This is a genomic window from Desulfobulbus rhabdoformis (genome assembly GCF_016919065.1).
Classification (GTDB): Bacteria; Desulfobacterota; Desulfobulbia; order Desulfobulbales; family Desulfobulbaceae; genus Desulfobulbus; species Desulfobulbus rhabdoformis.
This window is the reverse complement of sequence record NZ_JAFFQA010000021.1, coordinates 62,239-81,741: the sequence shown is the minus strand read 5'-3', so window position 1 is coordinate 81,741 and position 19,503 is coordinate 62,239. Positions and strand designations below refer to the sequence as shown.

17 protein-coding genes, 2 tRNA genes and 1 pseudogene are annotated in these 19,503 nt (G+C 51.0%); 7 read left to right on the top strand and 13 right to left on the bottom strand.

Annotation, left to right across the window (positions count from 1 at the left end):
- The 3 genes from JWJ90_RS12410 to JWJ90_RS12400 form a co-directional block, all read left to right on the top strand.
- Positions 1-255 (top strand): hypothetical protein (locus tag JWJ90_RS12410; protein ID WP_205227544.1); only part of this gene is annotated, 255 nt, incomplete at its 5' end.
- 27 nt (positions 256-282) lie between these two features.
- Entirely contained in the window at positions 283-972 is a 690-nt protein-coding gene (locus JWJ90_RS12405) for an aspartate/glutamate racemase family protein (protein ID WP_205227543.1), read from the top strand.
- A gap of 103 nt (positions 973-1,075) precedes the next feature.
- Positions 1,076-1,390, top strand: a complete 315-nt coding sequence (locus JWJ90_RS12400) for a hypothetical protein (protein ID WP_205227542.1) — start codon at positions 1,076-1,078, stop codon at positions 1,388-1,390.
- Positions 1,391-1,769: 379 nt separating this feature from the next.
- Here JWJ90_RS12400 and JWJ90_RS12395 read toward each other — a convergent pair whose 3' ends face one another.
- From JWJ90_RS12395 to JWJ90_RS12370, 6 genes are all read right to left on the bottom strand, one after another.
- Positions 1,770-2,798 carry an ABC transporter substrate-binding protein gene (locus JWJ90_RS12395; RefSeq protein ID WP_205227541.1) on the bottom strand — a complete coding sequence of 343 codons (1,029 nt, stop codon included), beginning with the start codon at positions 2,796-2,798 and terminating at the stop codon, positions 1,770-1,772.
- Positions 2,798-4,867, bottom strand: a complete 2,070-nt coding sequence (locus JWJ90_RS12390; protein ID WP_205227540.1) for a TonB-dependent receptor plug domain-containing protein — start codon at positions 4,865-4,867, stop codon at positions 2,798-2,800. The genes JWJ90_RS12395 and JWJ90_RS12390 overlap by 1 nt, the downstream gene beginning before the upstream one ends.
- Before the next feature lie 74 nt (positions 4,868-4,941).
- Positions 4,942-5,382, bottom strand: a complete 441-nt coding sequence (gene tsaA, locus JWJ90_RS12385; RefSeq protein WP_205227539.1) for a tRNA (N6-threonylcarbamoyladenosine(37)-N6)-methyltransferase TrmO — start codon at positions 5,380-5,382, stop codon at positions 4,942-4,944.
- 707 nt (positions 5,383-6,089) lie between these two features.
- Positions 6,090-6,770 carry an XTP/dITP diphosphatase gene (locus tag JWJ90_RS12380; protein WP_205227538.1) on the bottom strand — a complete coding sequence of 227 codons (681 nt, stop codon included), beginning with the start codon at positions 6,768-6,770 and terminating at the stop codon, positions 6,090-6,092.
- 51 nt (positions 6,771-6,821) lie between these two features.
- Positions 6,822-7,406: an epoxyqueuosine reductase QueH gene (locus JWJ90_RS12375; RefSeq protein ID WP_205227537.1), complete on the bottom strand. Its 585-nt coding sequence runs from the start codon at positions 7,404-7,406 to the stop codon at positions 6,822-6,824.
- On the bottom strand, positions 7,406-8,977 hold the full coding sequence (locus JWJ90_RS12370) for a sigma-54 interaction domain-containing protein (RefSeq protein ID WP_205227536.1): 1,572 nt from the start codon (positions 8,975-8,977) through the stop codon (positions 7,406-7,408). The genes JWJ90_RS12375 and JWJ90_RS12370 overlap by 1 nt, the downstream gene beginning before the upstream one ends.
- 55 nt (positions 8,978-9,032) lie before the next feature.
- Between JWJ90_RS12370 and JWJ90_RS12365 the strand changes: the two genes are divergently transcribed.
- Both JWJ90_RS12365 and JWJ90_RS12360 read left to right on the top strand, forming a co-directional pair.
- Positions 9,033-9,118: transfer RNA gene (locus tag JWJ90_RS12365), tRNA-Ser, on the top strand.
- A gap of 22 nt (positions 9,119-9,140) precedes the next feature.
- A tRNA-Ser gene (locus JWJ90_RS12360) sits at positions 9,141-9,232 on the top strand.
- 329 nt (positions 9,233-9,561) lie between these two features.
- On the opposite strand, the gene JWJ90_RS12355 is transcribed toward JWJ90_RS12360, so the two are convergent.
- The 3 genes and pseudogenes from JWJ90_RS12355 to JWJ90_RS12345 all read right to left on the bottom strand — a co-directional run.
- The gene (locus tag JWJ90_RS12355; protein ID WP_205227535.1) at positions 9,562-10,218 is read right to left on the bottom strand and encodes a DUF452 family protein; all 657 of its coding nucleotides are present in this window, start codon (positions 10,216-10,218) and stop codon (positions 9,562-9,564) included.
- A 4-nt stretch (positions 10,219-10,222) separates the two neighbouring features.
- Positions 10,223-11,404: an aminotransferase class I/II-fold pyridoxal phosphate-dependent enzyme gene (locus JWJ90_RS12350; RefSeq protein WP_205227534.1), complete on the bottom strand. Its 1,182-nt coding sequence runs from the start codon at positions 11,402-11,404 to the stop codon at positions 10,223-10,225.
- A pseudogene (locus JWJ90_RS12345) lies at positions 11,404-11,697 on the bottom strand (ArsC family (seleno)protein); the annotation flags it as partial. The pseudogene JWJ90_RS12345 and the gene JWJ90_RS12350, both read right to left, overlap by 1 nt.
- 310 nt (positions 11,698-12,007) lie before the next feature.
- Between JWJ90_RS12345 and JWJ90_RS12340 the strand changes: the two are divergent.
- Positions 12,008-12,433, top strand: coding sequence for an acyl-CoA thioesterase (locus tag JWJ90_RS12340; protein WP_205227532.1), 426 nt, complete (start codon positions 12,008-12,010; stop codon positions 12,431-12,433).
- A 15-nt stretch (positions 12,434-12,448) separates the two neighbouring features.
- Here JWJ90_RS12340 and JWJ90_RS12335 read toward each other — a convergent pair whose 3' ends face one another.
- The 3 genes from JWJ90_RS12335 to fumC form a co-directional block, all read right to left on the bottom strand.
- On the bottom strand, positions 12,449-13,288 hold the full coding sequence (locus tag JWJ90_RS12335; protein WP_205227531.1) for an HDOD domain-containing protein: 840 nt from the start codon (positions 13,286-13,288) through the stop codon (positions 12,449-12,451).
- Positions 13,289-15,157 (bottom strand): GspE/PulE family protein, encoded by a 1,869-nt coding sequence (locus JWJ90_RS12330; RefSeq protein ID WP_205227530.1) that lies wholly within the window; start codon positions 15,155-15,157, stop codon positions 13,289-13,291.
- Positions 15,158-15,327: 170 nt separating this feature from the next.
- Positions 15,328-16,734 carry a class II fumarate hydratase gene (gene fumC, locus JWJ90_RS12325; RefSeq protein WP_205227529.1) on the bottom strand — a complete coding sequence of 469 codons (1,407 nt, stop codon included), beginning with the start codon at positions 16,732-16,734 and terminating at the stop codon, positions 15,328-15,330.
- 193 nt (positions 16,735-16,927) lie between these two features.
- On the opposite strand from fumC, the gene JWJ90_RS12320 reads away from it, so the two are divergent.
- On the top strand, positions 16,928-17,854 hold the full coding sequence (locus JWJ90_RS12320; RefSeq protein ID WP_205227528.1) for a cation diffusion facilitator family transporter: 927 nt from the start codon (positions 16,928-16,930) through the stop codon (positions 17,852-17,854).
- Between the two features lie 22 nt (positions 17,855-17,876).
- On the opposite strand, the gene JWJ90_RS12315 is transcribed toward JWJ90_RS12320, so the two are convergent.
- Positions 17,877-19,253 (bottom strand): diguanylate cyclase, encoded by a 1,377-nt coding sequence (locus JWJ90_RS12315; RefSeq protein WP_205227527.1) that lies wholly within the window; start codon positions 19,251-19,253, stop codon positions 17,877-17,879.
- Between the last annotated feature and the right edge of the window lie 250 nt (positions 19,254-19,503).

Below are 19,503 nucleotides of genomic sequence, written 5' to 3'. Positions count from 1 at the left end.
CTTTTCAAAGAACTGAAGCTATCGATTGACCGGCCACGGCCCGTCTCTCTTTGGGAACCGCCTGGTGCGGACCCGCATGCCAGGTGGTGTGGAGGCCGGGGGAGAAAAACCCCCGGCTATCCGATTGCGCGGCACACGGCGCTGGTCAAGCTCCGCGATTATAGTGCTGAATTACAGCATACAGCTCAGTGCATCATACCCCACACTGAAAAACAAAACTTCACAACTACCAATAATAATTGGTATAAGTTCTAAAAATATTTTCCGCAAAAAAGGTTTAACATGAAAACAATCGGTCTTCTGGGCGGAATGAGCTGGGAAAGTACAGTCGGCTATTACCGTGCGATAAACGAGGGTGTGAAAAAATCTCTAGGCGGGCTGCACTCAGCAGAAATCATTCTTCACAGTGTTGATTTTGATCCGGTTGAAAAACTTCTAGAGAGAGGGGAATGGGAGAGGATAGCGGAAATACTTGCCGAAGCCGCTCACGGGATTCAGGAGGCAGGGGCGGATTTTCTGCTTATATGCACGAATACAATGCATAAGGTTGCTCCGCAGATAGAAAATTCCATCAGCATCCCGCTTCTTCATATAGCTGATGCGACTGCCGAAATTCTTACGGAAGACAACGTGGGGAAAACCGGTCTTATCGGCACATCCTTCACTATGGAACATGATTTTTACAAAGGCCGTCTCAGAGAGAAATACGGTCTAGATGTTCTGATTCCCGGCGCAAGAGACAGGAAGACAGTTCATGATGTTATTTTCAGAGAACTCTGCATGGGGCATATGAAAAATTCATCCAGAACCGAATACATACGTATTATAAATGAACTAGCTGATATGGGGGCCGAAGCTGTGATTCTGGGCTGTACCGAGATCGGTATGCTGATAAATCAGAAAGATGTTTCTGTAAAATTATACGATACCACAGCAATTCACGCAGAAAAAGCCGTTGAATACGCCCTATAACCCGACACTGGACATGGACGTAAAGGGCTCCGGTCACCACCGCTCCCTCCGCCCTTTGCGCCGGTGAGCTTAGTGTTGACCATGAATAAATTGGGAGGAAAAATTGATTACAACAATTACAAAATTCGTTTTGCCTAATCCCATTACCTACGATGAAGCACGAGATATCTTTCTCAGTACATCACCGAATTACCAAGGGGTAAGCGGATTGCTCCGGAAAACATATATTTACTCTGAAGATGGAGTAACGGTAGGTGGCGTCTACCTCTGGAATTCAAGACAAGAGGCAGAGGCAATGTACACGGAAGAATGGTTCACATTTGTCCGTGAGAAATACGGTACTGAAGCAACCGTAACCTATTTCGAAAGCCCCGTTGTGGTTGATAATATGATGCATGAGATCCTTACTGACAAATAGTGAGACTCAGCACCGTAGTGACGCCACCTCTGATTAACTCGAACTGTCAAAAATATAAGAGGGGGCGTATCACCTGTTGTGTAACAATAGGAGACAGATCCAAATGGTGCTAGTTTAAGCCAATTTTTTTACTGTATCTGCCACGGTGAGGAATCTCTTTCATCTCAGCTCGGGGCTTGTTCATAATCTGGTAATTTTTAGGGCGACGTTTAAGACATCGTGGCTCACTTCTTCCTGGTCACTGTGTGATATAGATGGGGCTCCCTGTTTCGTATCGCCTGCACGCATCCTTTGAAGCTGACCAATCGAGTTGATATTATGCTGACGCCATGCCGTCAACCGCTCTACCCCGGCGGTTATTTAAAATGCCTGAATTTTGCTAGAGAAAGGGAAAATACGCAATGAGTTCTTCATCGCTGAGCTCAACCTGGAAAAACATTGAAAAAAAATCTTTTGTTTTCCTCTTTAAATCGTATGGATACAGTCCGGGATAAAAACTGCGTGCAAGCCAGTGGGCACCGAGAACCCGCATGAAGGAAGGAGGACGATCGATCCAGTTAAATGGCGTTTTAGGCACAAAAATTACTCGTTGTTCTCTAACCGCCGGGAGTAGGCGCCATTTTGAGTCTTTGGCGATCGTCTGCTTGAACGCGCCCTCCTGAGCAACAATAATCTCTGGAGACACCTTCAACAGCTGCTCAAAGTTGATACGCTGCATGCCCATGACCGTACTCTGCCGGCATTTAAGCACATTATCGCCACCGGCATAGCTGAGCACATCGGCATGAAAGGATTGATCGCAATCACTGCGGAGTCCATTCTCGTCTTCGGCATAGTACACCTTCACCCGTTTTTTCATGGGAATAGTGGCGACGAAGGTCTCGAGCTCTGTAAGCTCCTTCTCGATGTATCGTGCCAGTTGCTCTCCCCGTTCCTCACGGTCCAACGCTTGCCCCAGACGTCGAAAAGCCGATGCATAATGCCCCATTCCGTCGATGTTAAGACGGAATACCCGCCTGTTCATACGTGCCAGGGCTTTTTCGGCTACATCGCTGAGAAGGGGGGTATCCCAGAGGACAATCAGTTCCGGGTTGAGAAGAAGTATTTCTTCCAGGTTCGGTTGCCTGTTTCCGTGCCAGCCTCCGATCACCGGTAGAGCGAGAAATTGCGAATTCAGAAATCGGGGAGTACCGTTATTACTGCCGTTACGTGCGGGCATGTTGACCGCAACCAATGAGCTGCGATCCAGTGCATACACCATCAGGCCCACCGGCGGGGCCGAGGCGAATACCCGATGAACCGGAGTTTTCGGTCGCGTATCCGCTTCGGCAAGCTGGGAGTGCGCCCCAGCTGGGAAAAAAACGCAGAACAGCAGGAGCACACTCCAAAAACAAGGTCGGCCAACCATCAAAACTGAACCTTGAGTGAGACCTGACCATTGATTCCCGGTTCATCGGGTAGGTACCAGGCCGTTGCCGACACTGCGTCCAGATGCTCACGGTATTCCTTGTCAAAGAGGTTGTTGAGTTCAAGGGCAATCACCGTCTTTTTTGCCCATCCCATTCGTTCAAAGGCATAGCTCACGGAAAGATTAGTCAACGCATATCCCGGCGTTGCCACCTCGCCGTTAATGGCTGAAATCCTGTCCTGGGCATCAGTCATGACTTCCTCAACCATCCAGCTCAAACCAAGATCACGACGTTGTCCCAAGCGAAGGGTCAGTTTCTGGGGGGCGATATAGGCCAAGGGCTGATCATAGGTGTCGTTTTCGCCGCGGGTATAGACGTAACCAGCCTCTATAAACCGGTCTTTATCTAGATTGTAGCCGACCATTGCTTCAATACCGTAGATGGTGGCCTCATCCACATTGATGAATTGCTTGATCGCTAAGCCGGCTGAGGTCTGATAACCGGTTTCGGCTAATTCTATGTAATCTGAATATTTTTGATAATAGAGGGCACTGCTGTAATAAAGGGGACCGTTTTTCCCATCAAAGCCGATATCAACGCCCCACACGGTCTCATTATCCAGGCCCTGATTGGGTATTTGAGATCCGTTGCTGGGATTGTTCCCGTAGGCCTCGTTGAAATAGGGCGTGCGGGTGGCGTTGGAAAGTTTGATATAGGGAACGAAGGTGTCGAACAGATGATATCCTGCGGTGATGTCAATGGAGAACAGGTTGTCATCCTCGTCGGTATCGATCTTCTGCACCTGCGACAGCAGTGCTACCGGCACCAGGCCGGAAAGTGCTGTCGTATTAATGTTTGAAGTCACCGAGCGATCAACATGCTCGTAAGAACCGGCAATTTTATAGAAGGCCTTCCCTACGGTAATATCGTCGGCAAGACGTAGGGCAGCCGAACTTATGTCGCCGCCGGTAATGCCGAAGGCATTTGTCCAGTTACTCCAACCGGTTGCACTATACATGCGTACCCCGTTGGTCAAATCCATGTGGTAATACTCGCCAGCAAAGGAAAAGAGGTGCTCACCTATCTGTTTTTTCGCCGATGCTTTTGCCCCCCAAGTCTCACTTTCCCTATACAGCTCTCGTGCCTCGGCAGGAGTGGCTTCTTTTTTCAGGTTGTAGTCATAATGGAGATCATTGCCGTAAACCTGAAATTCAACGTCGTTCAACCCGGCAAGAGAGGCATCCTTGTAGCCGAAAAAGTAATATTCTCCCTCATCGTCCGGCCGATCTGTGTACATCCATACCGATCCGTTCAGGTAGCGGGAAAATGGATCTTCAGAATCGGCATTGCTGCGCATGTAGCGGGCATAGACGTAACTATCGTCACTGGTTTTCATTGCCACGGATCCGTTTATGGCGGTCGTCTCATACCCCGAGTGCAGCACCTCATCACCACTGCCATTCTCATATTCGTTGAAATCGGCAAATCCTCCGCTCAGAGAAAAACTGAGACGATCATTGTATAGGCTGGCACCAAGCGAGGAACTCATCCCCTCCTCGGACAAAAAAGAAGCCGAGGCGTTGAGAAAACCTTCAACGGTAAAGGCTGAGGTCTCGTTAAACCTGGGCTCTTTGAATTTTGCAACCACCGCACCGCTCATGGCTCCCATCCCCAAAGTGGCGCCATGAGCTCCCCGGTAGACCTCCAGTGTCTCGATATCAGCGATGTTCAGCAGGTTGGTCGAGTCATTGTGACCAGCGTTCAGCCGCATACCTTCAAGGTAGATCGGTACCCCCTTGGTTCCCCGACCGCGAATATAGGGTTCGGAACTGTAGGCACTCGACTTACGGAAATCGACAAAAAACAAATTACTCAGAGCATCGGTCAGCGAGTTGGCCCTGGTTGGAGTGACTTCCAGATCGACCAGAGTTTTTTCATCGGCAAGGGATGATTCTTTTATTTGATCATCCTCGACCACAATCGTCTCGAGGGTCGTGGTTTGTGCCCATCCTGATGCCGACATTCCCAGTACATACAATGCACCAGCGACAGTATACCTTTTTTTCATTCCGGTCTCTCTTCTGTTTGGTTCTGTATCTCAATCGATATTAAAAAAATGGTCGTTTCGATGAGATCCCGTGCTCAGCGTTTTCCTTCCAACCAGCCAAAGCGGTCGGCATCGCAACGATCGAAATCAGCTACATACGGTTTGATATCAAGTACCGGCGTGTGATCGAGCACATCGACGCCATGCAGCACAACCGAGGTGTCGGTAACCTTTGCAAGCCGCATGACGGACAGCCCAATGGGATTGGGTCGTTTAGCTGCGCGGGTTGCAAAGATGCCGCGCAATTTTGCGTCTAAACAGGGCTTGACCATCAAATCGTAGCCTATCATTGCATGGAGATGATACAGAACGTGGACATGGGAGAACCCTTCAAGGTCTTTGAGACCTTCAGCAAATTCAGGAAAAACTTCTATGATCCCCTCTGCACTCTTTGCCTCTGTGGGCTGAATGGGGACATTCTCGAGGGCGGTAAACGGTGTTTTGAAATATCCAATGGGGGTGTACGTGATATCCATGACAATAATTCCATTTATAACAATTTTGTTGGTCTGATTGGGTTACAGGTTGCCCATACTTCATCTGGCGTACTTGTTCACTCTCTATGAAGAAACAAAACTCGCTATTCTTCAACTGAATAACGAAAGGAGCAAGTAAGTGACATCTCGCTTTTTCTCGAGAGAAAACGGAGTTGACATACTGCCTGTATGGCATGGGGTTGCCACCCATGAACGCGTTATTTTTTTAAGAATAACGAATATATTAGGAATCAGCAAGAGATATGCCATATACGTTTCACAAGCAGAAACGCTCAAATATCATACTGTTGGGCGTAAGACGGGGGGAGGATAGAGACAAACAACAGAAAAGAGCCTTCTGATTTGTTACTCTCTCTACAAAATAGGCAGGGTATCACCAAAATAGAGCTGGCAAAGGATCATCAGGCCGATTTTTCCGGCCGCGCAGCTTATCGAAATACTTCACGGAAAAATTTGAAAATGATCTTCAGGGCATCTTGAATAATTGCTTTTTCTGCCAATCCCGGCGTCATGCTTAAAATTTTATCCTCGGAATATCAGCCATATACCTGCGGTAAAATTTTGCGCAATCCTTGGCCTTGATTGAAAAATCTAATTATTCAAGACACCCTTCAAAAAAACAGGGCGGTCGCCAAAAGACGACCGCCCTGTTTTTGTTTGGCGACAAAAAGACGCAAAAAACGATCTTACATCCGCTCCTGCGACCAGTCATTATGCTCAAATTCGCTGTGATCGGGTTTGGGCGGTTTGATTTCTTCCATGCGCTGACGGAGCCAGACCTGTACCTTGGAAAACTCGGCAACAAACTCTGCCAGGGCTTTACCGCGGTGGCTGACCTTACTTTTCTCCTCCATGGAGAGTTCGGCAAAGGTTTTGCCCAATTCAGGGAAGAAAAAGAGCGGGTCGTAACCAAAACCGGACTCGCCGCGCCGTTCTTCCAGAAGCTCGCCATCGCACTGGCCCTCGTAGGTCAGCGCCGGTCCACCGGGAGTGGCCAGAGAGAGCACGCAGACAAAGTGGGCGCTGCGGTTGGTTTTCCCTTCCATCTCCCCCAGGAGTTTTTCACAGTTGGACCAGTCGGTTGCCTCGGGCCCGGAATAACGGGCAGAGTAGACTCCGGGGCGACCATCCAAGGCATCAACCGCAAGGCCGGAATCATCGGCCAGGCAGGGAACGCCAAGAACCTTGGCATAGTGAAAGGCCTTTTTGTAAGCATTGTCATCAAAGGTTTCGCCGTCTTCCACTGCTTCGGGCATGGGGCCAAAGTCAGCAAGCGATTTAATATTGACGGGAAAATCTTTGAGCAGATCCTGCATTTCCTTCAACTTATTCTTGTTGCTGGTGGCCAGTACAATCAAACTATTCATGTTTTCCTCCCTGCGTCCCGCACGGCGTCATGCGTATATAAAAAGAATCTCTTATTGGCTCTGAAGAGCAGCCCTGGCAGCCGCTTCAGCTTTGCGCCGCTTTTTCCAGCGCTTGTCATAGCGTTCCTGCTCACTGTAAATACAGCCGCAATATGGTTGACGATATAACCCCATTTCGATGGAGCTATCAATGCCTTCCTGCCAGCCTTCGCGGAAATCCTCGTAGACAAAGCTCAGGTTATGCGCTTCAGCCAGCTGCTCACAACGCCTAATCAACAAGCCATGATTCTGGTATTTTGAATAGAGCAGCGTGGTGGTAAACCCTTCAAAGCCCTGAGCCACTGCCGTTTCCACGGTTTTCACCAGCCGCATCTCGTAGCAGATGGGGCAACGCTCCTGCTCATGAAAAACCACCTGCTGTAAGTATTCACTCAGCCCGTATTTCCGTTCAATCTCAACCGGGAAATTCGCTGCATCCGCAAGCTCACGCACTGCTCCCATGCGGCGACGAAATTCCTGATAGGGATGAATGTTGGGATTATAAAACAGTCCCGAAACCTCATGCCCCTTCGCGCGCAGCCGTTTCAGCGGATAGATGGCACAGGGCCCACAGCAGAGATGGAGAAGAACCCGCATTACTTGACCTTAAAATGCTTGGGCTCTATCCCATAGCTGTGGATCTTGTAATTGATGATGCGCAGGCTGGTTTCCAGGCTTTTGGCGGCCTTGGTCTGGTTGCCGTTATTTTTCTTCAGCGCATCTATGATAAGTTCTCGCTCGAAATTTTCAACCGCCGTGGCCAATGAAAGCGGCTTGGTGGAATGAATCGAGTCCGCACTCTGCAACGAGGGGGGCAGATGGATCGATTTAATCGCGGTTCCATCGCAGATCAACACCGCCCGTTCCATACAGTTTTGCAGCTCACGAACGTTGCCTGGCCAGTGATACTGAACGAGGAGATCAATGGCAGGTGTCGTGATCCGTTTGATTTCTTTACTATTTTCCTGGGCATATTTTTCAAGAAAATACTCGGCCAATAGCAGAATATCGGTGCGCCGCTCACGCAGCGGAGGCAGATAGACCGGGAAGACGTTAAGCCGGTAGTAGAGGTCCTCACGAAAAACCATTTCTTTGACCGCTTTTTCCAGATCACGGTTGGTGGCCGCGACCAGGCGAATATCCGTGGTGATGGTTTTGGTGGAGCCCAAGCGCTGAAAAGTGCGCTCCTGAATGACATTCAACAGCTTTACCTGTACCGCCGGACTGATTTCACCAATCTCATCCAGGAACAGGGTACCGCCCTCGGCCATCTCAAAGCGCCCTTTTTTAGACTCGGTGGCCCCGGTAAAGGCCCCCTTCTCGTGGCCAAAGAGCTCACTTTCCAGCAGGGTTTCCGGCAGGGCCGAACAGTTGACCACGATAAACGGCCCGCCAGCACGACTGGAGTTATGGTGCAGGGCCTTGGCAACCAGGGTTTTACCGGTACCGGATTCTCCGCGCAGGAGCACGGTCGCATTGGAATCGGCCACCCGGTGGACCATATCAAAGACTTCCTGCATGCGGGAAGAGTTACCGATGATCTCTTCAATACGATTTTTGGCGGAGAGCTCACGGCGCAGCTTGGAGTTCTCCTGGCGCAGGGCCTCTTTTTCCTCATTGACCCGCTGAATGCGCTGCACTGTTTCGGAAATCAGGCTGCTGACCACAGTGAGAAATCGAAGATCATTTTCCGATTGCAACCCAAAGCCCTCTTCATATTCCCGGTCAATGGACAGTGCACCAATGGACTGCTGTGAAGCCAGAATAGGAACACAGAGAAAGGAGCTGCGTTTTTTACGCTCATCGCCCCTGGTCCGGGTACGATTCAGAAAATTGGGTTCTTCACCGATCTGAGGGACAATAATCGGCTCCCCGGTGGCCACAACCTTACCGGTAATGCCCTCGCCCAGCTTATAGCGACCGCGCCGTTTGGCCTCAGCAGTGATACCGTGGGCGACTTCAATTTCCAATTCACCCGTACCTGGATTAATAATAGTCACCGTACCGTTATCCATCTGTTTTCGTTCAGAGAGGGTGGTGACAATTTTCTCCAGACACTCTTTGAGGCTGGTTGCCGACGCCAAATGGCGGGTAATTTCGTACAAACAGGTTAGATTTATAAATTCCTGTTCCTGTTCGATTGTAGATATGGCCTTATTTGCTTTCATGAAATCGAGTAGTTTATTGACAGTATCCCTTGAAAATGGTATTTTGTGCCGTTATGGAGGGATGGCCGAGTGGTTTAAGGCGGCGGTCTTGAAAACCGTTGTGCGAAAGTACCGTGGGTTCGAATCCTACTCCCTCCGCCACAACCTTGATGTTTCACACTTTGGAGAGATGACCGAGAGGCCGATGGTGCTCGCCTGCTAAGCGAGTGTGGGGGTTATACTCCACCGAGGGTTCGAATCCCTCTCTCTCCGCCATAGCAAAAAGGCTGGTTGGGATTGCCAACCAGCCTTTTTTTATTTCTCACTCAAGTAAGGGGAAAACAGCAACACCGTTTTACCCGACTCCTTGGTGACAATGGTTTCAGCTCGGCAAGAACGGCCATGCCGTTCACGAACAACCCTCCTCCAGGCCATCCGATTTAACAAGTTTGTACCATAATTGCCCCAAACTTGCCACGGCAATATACGCAAAATGTAAGAAGATTGGTCTCAATTTTTCATTTTGGTAAAAAATGGAAGTGCAGACAAGCTGTTCTCCCCTTCATCCAGGACTTCGGCGCAGCACTTCGTGCAGTGAAAACAGTTCAATCAGTCAGCAGTTCAGCCCAGTCGTTTATCAAGAAAAAGGGGAAATGCGGCCAGTTGCGAACCACCCCATTGCCTTTGCCCCAGGCACGCATCTGGTTACGACCGGAAAAAATCCGATCCCGGCTGGTGATGATTTTTCGGGTGTAGATGTCCTTTTCTTTTCCAAATTGGTTAAATGCCTGCTGAAATGCAGCCATCTCCTGTCCCAATTCCTCAAGAGTCCGTTGTGGTTTATGCGTCAGAAAACGCGTTAACTGCTCCTTGTGATCAAACATGTTGCCGTAAAATTGTGCCAGAACCTCGGCATTGAACCCGGCGAGCATGGCCTCATAATTTGGTGCAGGGATTCCTTTTTTGTCATCAATGGGGGAAAGAGTGCCCCCCAGGGCGGTCAGGGAGGTAAAGCGCGCCTGGTGATTTTTCAGCAGATGGGCAGCCGCCCAGACCCCCATGGACCAGCCAATCAGGTGGACCTGCTCGTAAGAAACAAAAGGTGTCCAATCAAATGGTGCCAATTCACGGTAATCATAGACCATGACCAGATCATGACCTGAACTGGGAACCTCCCGAAAAGGGGCGGGATCCATGCCCCATCCCCCAAAAAAGAGCAGGCACTGCGAGCCCTGGTTTTGCCTGAGCCATCTGATCTGCATCAGCTCACCCCAGTGCCTCTTTGATAAGAGCCGGTAACGGAGCCAACTGCTCCCAGCTCATGGCCGCATTCAACGAAAGGCGGAGCCGAGAGGTGCCCGCCGGGACGGTCGGCGGCCGCACAGCCTTGACCCAGTAACCTGCCTCACAGATGCGGTCGGCAGCCTGGACCGCACGGGCCGCATCTCCGACCATCACCGGGACGATATTACTGCTGCCGTCGGTTTGCAGGTCCAGGGCGCGCAGGGCATCGCGAAAGCGGGAGGCCAGCTGATCGACCTTGGCCCGTTGTTCGCGCATCAAAGGAATCTGTCGCAAAACAAAGCTGAGCCAATGCACAGAGACCGGTGGCAGACCGGTGGAAAAAATCTGGGAGCGGGCGGTGTTGAGCAGATAATCGATCAACTCGCTGGTCCCCACCACAAACGAGCCCTGCCCACCATAGGCCTTGCCAAAAGTCCCGGTGAGTATTTCCACCTGAGGCAGGACACCCTGCTCTTCTGCCAACCCGCAACCGTTTTCTCCGCGAATACCGACCCCATGGGCCTCGTCCACATAGAGTGCTGCCCGGTAGGTGTCTTTAATCCGCACCAGCTCTGCAAGGTCAGCGGTATCGCCATCCATGGAGAAGATAGACTCCGTGACGATGATCACCTGCCGGTATTTTTCCCGGTCGCGGGAGAGGATCTGCTCAATAGCTGCATAATCCAGGTGCGGATAGCGGACCACCTTGGCCCGTGAGAGACGCATGCCGTCAATAAGACTTGCATGGCAGAGCTTGTCGGCAAGAATCAGATCGCCCTTGCCGGTGAGCGCGGGAAGGATACCGACATTAATGTGGTAGCCAGAGTTGAACACCAGTACCGCCTCGGCCTGGTAGAGCTCACGTAGTTGGCGCTCAAGCCGTGCATAGGGCAGGGTATTGCCGGTCATCAGTCGTGAGGCGGTACTGCCTAAACCAAAGCTCTCTAATCTATTTGCTTCACTCTGCTCACTATAAAAAGCTGCAACCAGTTCCCGATTCGTGGCCAGCCCCAGATAATCGTTCCCGGCCAGATTAAGATACTGGCGGACATCGATATCGATCATCCCCTGATCCAGGTGCGTGACTGCCACAAGGGATCGGTGTTGCCCCTGCGAGGTGATATCCTCCAGTTGCTGCTGCAGTTGCGGGTTAAGTACGGACATTAGCTTTTTCCTGATAAAGTAGCATACAGCGCTTCATTGAATCCCACCAGCAGCCGGTCGCCCATACGCAGGGTCGGCGCCCGCAGGTTGCCTGTTCTCCCCAGAGCTGCAGCAAGGATGGCCTCTTTGTCGTCTTTGTTGGGATGGAAGGTCTGCACCTTTTTGCCCTTGGCCACGAAAATCTCGCCAGCGCTTGCAAGCAGCTGCCAAGCCTCCTCTCCGGCAAGCGTTTCCTTACGGGCATCAGCTCTTTGTGTAATGGGGATCTGTTCTTGCTCGAGCACAGCCTGTGCCTTGGTGCACGAGACTCAGCCCTTTCGTAGGTAGGCCCAATCGATCTGCATGGCTTCCTCCGCAGGTAAAATTTTCCCAGTGCTGAACCACTGGTGATCTTTGGGGCCTCACTATAGTCCGCTGGCCAAATGACCACCAGTCTATTTTTTCAGATTTGTAAAAACTCAAAAACCGGCCCACTCCCCCTGCTTACTCTTCCCCTGAGTAAAGAGAAATAGCTTCTCCGTTGCCGGGACAACAAAATCGATTACATTACATGAATTAGTCCGTATTTCTCACCCGTACAGAGGACGACAGAGGAGACAAACCATGCCTGGAAAAATAGAGGGACCACAGGGAGAGCTGCTTATCAGAACCATGCCCATGCCCGCAGACACCAGTTTTAACGGGGATATTTTCGGTGGCTGGATCATGTCGCAGATGGATCTGGCCGGATCAATGCTTGCCAAGGAGGTAACGCGTACACGGACGGCCACAGTGGCGGTGGAACGCATGAGCTTTATCAAGCCGGTGCGGGTGGGGGATGTGGTGTGCTGCTATGGCCGGGTGCAGAAAGTGGGGACAACCTCTGTCACTATCATGCTTGAGGTCTGGGTGCGGCCAATTCTCAATGAGGCCAAAGATCAGTTCACCACCTTCAAGGTTACTGAGGCGGCAATCACCTACGTGGCCTTGGACGCTGATGGCCAGAAAAAAACCATCGACAAGGATCGCCTGCAGGGCAGATACCTGTAACAAGGTGGGAAAAGTCTACGATGAGAGGATAGCCGTGTCCTCAAGAGAAATCTCAAGCTCAGCCAGGTCGATCTCTGAGAGGTTGAGCAAGTCGGCTTCCAGGGATGCCGGCAGCACAATGGAAGAGTCACTGGTCAGACCGATACCCAGTTTATGGCAGGCCATATTCGCCATGCGAACGAGCAGCATAAGAATATTGTTTTCATCGATCTCTTTTGCGTGATGCTGCTCGGCAATCACACAAAAATACTCGGGCATATTCCACTGTTTAAGTAATTTAGCCCCTTCTCTGGAATGCAGCCTATCCATAGCCTCCAGCAAGAGGGCATGGGTTATTTTGAGTTGCGTGTTACGCCTTCTGATCTGCTCTATAATGACCAAAACCAACAGCTTACCCACGTCATGAAACAGCCCTGCAAAAAAAACCTGACTCTGCTCGACACCGTAGGTATGACGTCGTGACAGCCAGACCGCGCCATAGGCACAGCCAACCGCATGCTGCCACAGCTTTTTCATCAGCAGGTTGATGGTTTTATCTTTACTGGTGAAATGCTGTTTGGTCGTCGCCAGCAGGACTATCTTGGCAATCTCCTTGGTCCCCAAACGCATAATGGCGGCACGGACCGTCCCCACCTCTTTAAGCCCCCGATAAAAGGCGGAGTTGGCAATTTTGAGCACCTGGGTAGAGAGAGCCTGATCCGAGGTAATTATTTTTTCGATCACCTGAATACTGGGTTCTTGTTTCGCTATCTCCTTTTGTATGCGGGTGGCGGAGGAATTAAACACCGGCAACACCACCTTATCGGATTCAATAAAACGGTTAATAACATCAATCAGGGAAAGTGGAGCACTCATCTATTCACCAGAGAGGCGGCGTAACTCAGTAAAGGTTCGTGGGGGACTGAATATGGGGAGACAGCGCAGGATTTCATCAATAGTGGTCAAGCCGGATCCAGCCTTCACCAAGCCGTCTTCCAGCAACGTAATCAAACCGGAGTGGTTGATGCTGAGCTGACGAATTTCAAAACTTGTCCTCTGCTCAAGAATGGCGGTACGCACCCGCTCGTCCAGCACCAGCAGCTCAAACACCCCCATGCGCCCCTTATACCCGGTCTGTTTACACATTTTACAGCCGCGTCCTTTCTTGAAATTGGCGCCCATCAGGTCTGCTTGGCTGCAACGCAGACGCTGTAATTGTATGGGAGTAGGCTTGATATCCACTGCACAGTACGGACAAATTCGCCTCAGTAAGCGCTGGGCCAGTACACTGACCACTGTTGAGGAAACCAGAAACGGGGCGATATCCATATTCAGAAGACGAATCAGCCCGCCGATACTGTCCTCCGTGTGAAAGGTGGAGAGCACCTTGTGGCCGGTGAGCGCTGCCTGGACAGCCACCTCGGCGGAGTAGGTATCACGAATCTCACCGATCACGATGACATCAGGGTCCTGGCGGACGATATGGCGCAGAGTTTCTTCAAAGGTGAGGTCAATTTTGGGATCGATGGAACACTGGGACACCCCTTCAATCACATACTCAACCGGCTCTTCTGCCGTCACAATGGAGACATTGGGACCTTTCAGGGCATGAATGCAACTGTAGATTGTTGATGTTTTCCCGGACCCGGTGGGGCCAGTAACCAGGACGACACCGCTGGGCTGATAGACCGCATCTTCCAGAAAACGGGTGAGCATGCGAGGGGATAGTCCGATGGACTGTAAATCAAAGAGTTCCTGCTTGCGATTTAACAGACGTAAAACAATTTTTTCGCCGTGAATGGTGACAAAAAAGGAGACACGCAGGTCGAGCTGCCCCTCGTCATAATCAAAGAGGATTCGCCCCCCCTGATGCCGCCTTTTCTCTGTGATATCGGCCTTACAGAGAATTTTGATACGGCTGGTCAGGGCTGGAATGATCTCTTTGGGGTAATCTTTAAAATGGTTGAGCACGCCATCTTCACGAAACCGCACCTGCAGCCGATCTTCCATGGGCTCTATATGGATATCGCTGGCACTGTTTTTGATCGCCCCAAGGATAATTGAATTGACCGTGCCCACTACGGTATTGGTGTCCACGGCGATGTTCCGGCCGCTCTTTTTATCTGCAAGCAGATCAAGCGTCTTGAGAATGGCGCTACTTTGGGCAATGGCCGGTACAATATTCTGCCCCAAAAACCTTCGCGCTGTCTCTAGGGCCTCACTATCCAATGGATCGGCAAAAGCCACCCGCACGGTCCCATCATCGGTCTTGATAGGAATAAAGGCATGGGTGGCCATCAAGGTCTTGGAAAATTTTTCACAGCGAGCCCGGTCGATATTATTGAGTGCAGGCTCGATAAAGGGGTACCCCATCTGAATCGAGAGCACCTCAATAAAGGCTTGTTCTTCAATAAAATTATGACGGACCAATACCTGCCCGAGTTTCTCTTTGGTGTCGCTTTCCCTCTGCAGGAGAATGGCGGATTCCAGATCCTCCGGAGATATATGCCCAAGCTCAACCAGCAGATCACCGATACGAATCGTTGAGGTGGCGCTTCTCAGCACATCCTTTACATCCTGATCAGAGATAAATTTCAGGTCTCGAAAAACCTTGAGCAGAGGCTGATAGGAAGTGAGCTTGGAACGAACCCGTTCGGCATGCTGTACCTGGGCAGGTGTTATCCGCTTTGACTCAAGCAGCAGGCGAACAACGGTGCTGAAATTTTCGTTTAGGGAAGACGACATATATGGATTCCGGGGATACCACTTTTATGCTGCTGAATTAGGCCTATAAGCCTGAACCGTTTGTGCATTAACGTTTTTTTAGTATACGGGGGATGAATTCCCGGTTCAAGGGATTCATTTTTTGTACGCACATCTATCTTGTTTAAAATGTTAAAAAACCCGCACAACCTCTACTCCCCGCAATTGATCTCGATTTCGCCGATCATATTTTCCGCCCGGACTTTCTGGTCAAACTCCTCCCCGCTCAGTACGCCCATGGCGACAGCGGCCTCCTTAAGAGAAAGGTGTTCTTGATGGGCTTTTTTCGCAATGGCGGCCGCCTTTTCATAACCGATATGTGGGTTGAGGGCCGTCACCAGCATGAGTGATGCGTGGAGATGTGCCTCCATGTGTTGGGGGAGAGGTGTAATCCCGACAACACAGTTATGGTGAAACGAGTTAATACTATCCGCCATAAGCGTAACTGACTGCAAAAAATTGTAAATAATGACGGGTTTGAACACGTTGAGTTCAAAATTACCCTGGCTGGCAGCAAAACCAATGGTGCTGTCGTTGCCAAAAACCTGGGCCGCGACCATGGTCACCGCCTCGGATTGCGTAGGGTTGACCTTGCCCGGCATAATCGAACTGCCCGGTTCATTGGCGGGGATGGATAACTCGCCAAGACCGCACCGGGGGCCACTTGCAAGCCAGCGTACATCATTGGCGATTTTCATCATATTGGCAGCCAGCCCCTTTATGGCCCCATGGGCAAAAACCAACTGATCGTGCCCCGTGAGCCCGTGAAATTTATTTGTAAGTGAGTAAAAGATCTTCCCGGTCTCGCCGCTGAGTTCGGCAGCCACCGCCTCACCAAATCCTTTGGGAGCGTTGAGCCCGGTGCCCACGGCGGTGCCACCAACGGCAAGGGAGCGCACCTGTTCAAGCCCCTGCCTCAGCTGCTCGCTGCTACTGGCCAGCATAGCCGCCCAGCCAGATATTTCCTGCCCCAGGGTCAAAGGCGTTGCATCCTGGAGATGGGTACGGCCTATTTTTACCAGCCCCTTGAACTCCCTGGCTTTGGTGCACAGGGTCGTGTGGAGTGCGTCCAGAGCAGGGAGCAGTCGATCTTCCAACGAAAAAACCGCAGCCACATGCATGGCTGCAGGAAAAATGTCATTGGAGCTTTGCGACATGTTGACATGGTCATTGGGATGCACTGGCCGGGGCTGCTCAAGGTTACCGTTGGCCAACAAGGCTGCCCGGTTGGCGATAACCTCATTGACATTCATATTCGACTGGGTACCACTGCCGGTCTGCCAGACAGCCAGGGGAAATTCCTCTTCGTAGGAACCACCAAGCAGATCATCGCAGGCAGCCACAATCAGATCACGCAGCTCGGGAGAAAGCTTGCCCTTTTGCAAATTTACCTGCGCACAGGCACGCTTGAGCCGTATGAGTCCGTAGAGCAGCTCAAGGGGCATACGCTCCTGACCAATGGAAAAGTTACGCCTGCTCCGCTCGGTTTGTGCCCCCCAAAGTCGGTCTTCAGCAACTCCAATCTCCCCCATGGTATCGTGTTCAACTCGCTGACGCATATTTTCTCCTTCTTTCCTGCAATCGGAATACAGCACACTTGTTCTTTGTACGGACACTCTCTGACAATCCTCAGGCGGGCTTTGCAGCTCACTTTTCCAGCTTTCTTGCTCCAAGTGTATTGCTTCTCCTGGTTTGAAAGTATATGACCAATATACAAAAGATTTTAAACACCACTCATTCACCGGACAAGACATGGACGAACCGGCCCACGAAAAAAACGGAGAACTGCGAAGACGGCAAAGTATGCTGGCGGTGCAGGTAGGCCTTGTCGCCAACATCATCCTCGCCGTCTTAAAGGCGACAGTGGGGGTTTTAGGCAACAGCCCCGCCCTCCTCGCCGATGGAATCAACTCGACCTCGGATGTGGCCTATGGCATTGTCGTCAGCATCTTTGTTCGGCTTTCGGCGAAACCCGCAGACCCAGAACACCCCTACGGCCATGATCAGTTGGAAAGTGTGGCTGCCGTGGTGGTCGGCGCCTTTGTCATTACCACGGCCATCGCCATTTTCTGGAACTCGGTGGACGGAGTGTATGAGCTGCTGACCACGACCGAGCCCTCATCCGGTGCCAGCCTCACGGCCCTGGTCATCGCTCTTTTTGCCATTGTTTTAAAATGCGGCCTCAGCCTCTGGACGTACGCCCAAAGCCGAAAAACGCAAAACTCTGCCGTGCTGGCCCTGGCCCACGACCATCGAAACGACATTTTTGCCTCGCTAGCTGCCGCAGTGGGTATTCTCTTCGGACGTTGGGGCTTTCCCTGGGTTGATCCCCTGGCCGGGGCGGTGGTCTCCATGATCATCCTTCATACCGGTGTGGAGATCCTTCGTTCCGCTACAGATGATCTTATGGATACCCTGCCAGGCCGCGAACTGGCAGCAGAAATCGAGACGGCACTCAAAGATGTCTATGGAGTGGAGGCTATTGAGGAGGTGCATGCCCATCGATTCGGGCCCTACCTGATGATCAACCTGACCATTGGTGTCAATGGAGCCATGAGTGTTGCTGCCGGGGACCGGATTGCCACGGAGGTGGAGAAAACTTTACTGGAAAAAATCGAATTTCTTCGCCGGGTCTATGTGCACTACCATCCCGTCGGCTGGGATCACGAGGGACGTTAACTGTACAGGCTGGGCAAACCACTCACAGGGTGTGACTTGCCACTCGGTTACGCCCCCCGTCCTTAGCCAGATAGAGGGCCTGGTCGGCGAGTTGCAAAAGATTACCTGCCGATGTGGGCTGGTCGGAACCATAGGAGGAGACGCCGATACTGATGGTGACAGGCCACTCAATCCCCTGATCACTGAAGTGGTAGGCTTCTACCTTTGCACGCAAAAATTCTGCATACTCCAGGGCCTTGTCAAGACCGGTATTGGGCAGCACGACCACAAACTCCTCACCACCAAAGCGCGCGGACAAATCACCAACACGAAACGATCTCTTCACCAACTTGCCTATGGTGTGCAGGACATAATCGCCAAAGGCGTGGCCACAGGTATCATTGACCTTTTTAAAGTGATCCAGGTCAAAAAAAAGGCAGCTGATATCAGAACGACTGCGTAGCGCACGAGCATAGATTTCTTCAAAAGATTCCTGGAAAAACCGTTTGTTGCGGAGCCCGGTCAGCGAATCGTTGACGGCCTTATCGTAGAGGTTGCGATTGATCTCTTCCAAATTTTTCATATGCCGCCGTAACTGCAGATGTACCTGGACCCGGGCAAGCAACTCTTCGGCGATAAAGGGTTTAACCAGGTAATCGCTGGCTCCCGCGCGAAACATACGGAGCACGGCCTGGGGATCGTTTATCCCGGAAAGAGAAAGCATGGGGAGGTGCTCAGCCTCTGGAAATTGGCGAGTCAGGTGAATAAATTCATCGCCTCGCATCACCGGCATATCATAATCAACAATGCAGAGATCGGTTTGTACCATATTTTCTTTAATGAGTTCAAATGCCTGACGACCATTTTCGGCCTCGATAACCTCAAGACCGATGCGCTCAAGACAGGTACCCACCATTCGCCGCAGGCCGGCACTGTCATCGACCACCAGAGCAGTCATTCCAAGATAGGTGGCTTGCGGTTGCAATACCTTATTCACTGCAGCCAGAACATCCCCATGGGAAAAGGGTTTGGAGATGAACTCCAGACTGCCGAGATGAAAACCACGACTTCGGTTTTCAAAGGTATCATTGGCACTGACAAAAAGCACAGGTATAAGTTTATCTGCTGAACGAATAACGCCCTCTTTTTCCCAGGCACGAATCTGCTCGCAGCAGATAAAACCGTCCATGCGCGGCATGTCAATATCCAGCGTAATCAACGAAGGTGGTGCCTGCAACCAGCGTAGTGCCGCCAGTGCTTCCATACCGTCACAGAATGTAATGACCGGATATCCGGCGGCCTCTAGCTCCTTCTTGATGATTGTACGGATAATTGCACTATCGTCCACCACCATGATCGTTTGGGACCTGGGGTTGAGCTGTTTACTGACCGGCATTATTGGACTGGATGTTCTTTTCATTGCCTCGAAGTGCTGCAGCATTCCCACTTGCGGGGAACATTTCTCTGTTTATCTTTGTTCATTGTATGGAAAAACACGGTAACGGGAAAGGAAAAGAAAAAGGCTCCCGTGATGTTTTTAACGTTTGCAGAAAACAGTAACTGGTCACTTTGACCAATGAGCAGCAAACCATAAACCTGAACCCGTGACGGCGGGTGGTCACTGAACAGCGTACCCTATTTATGGGACAAAGATTTTTAAATTAATCTCT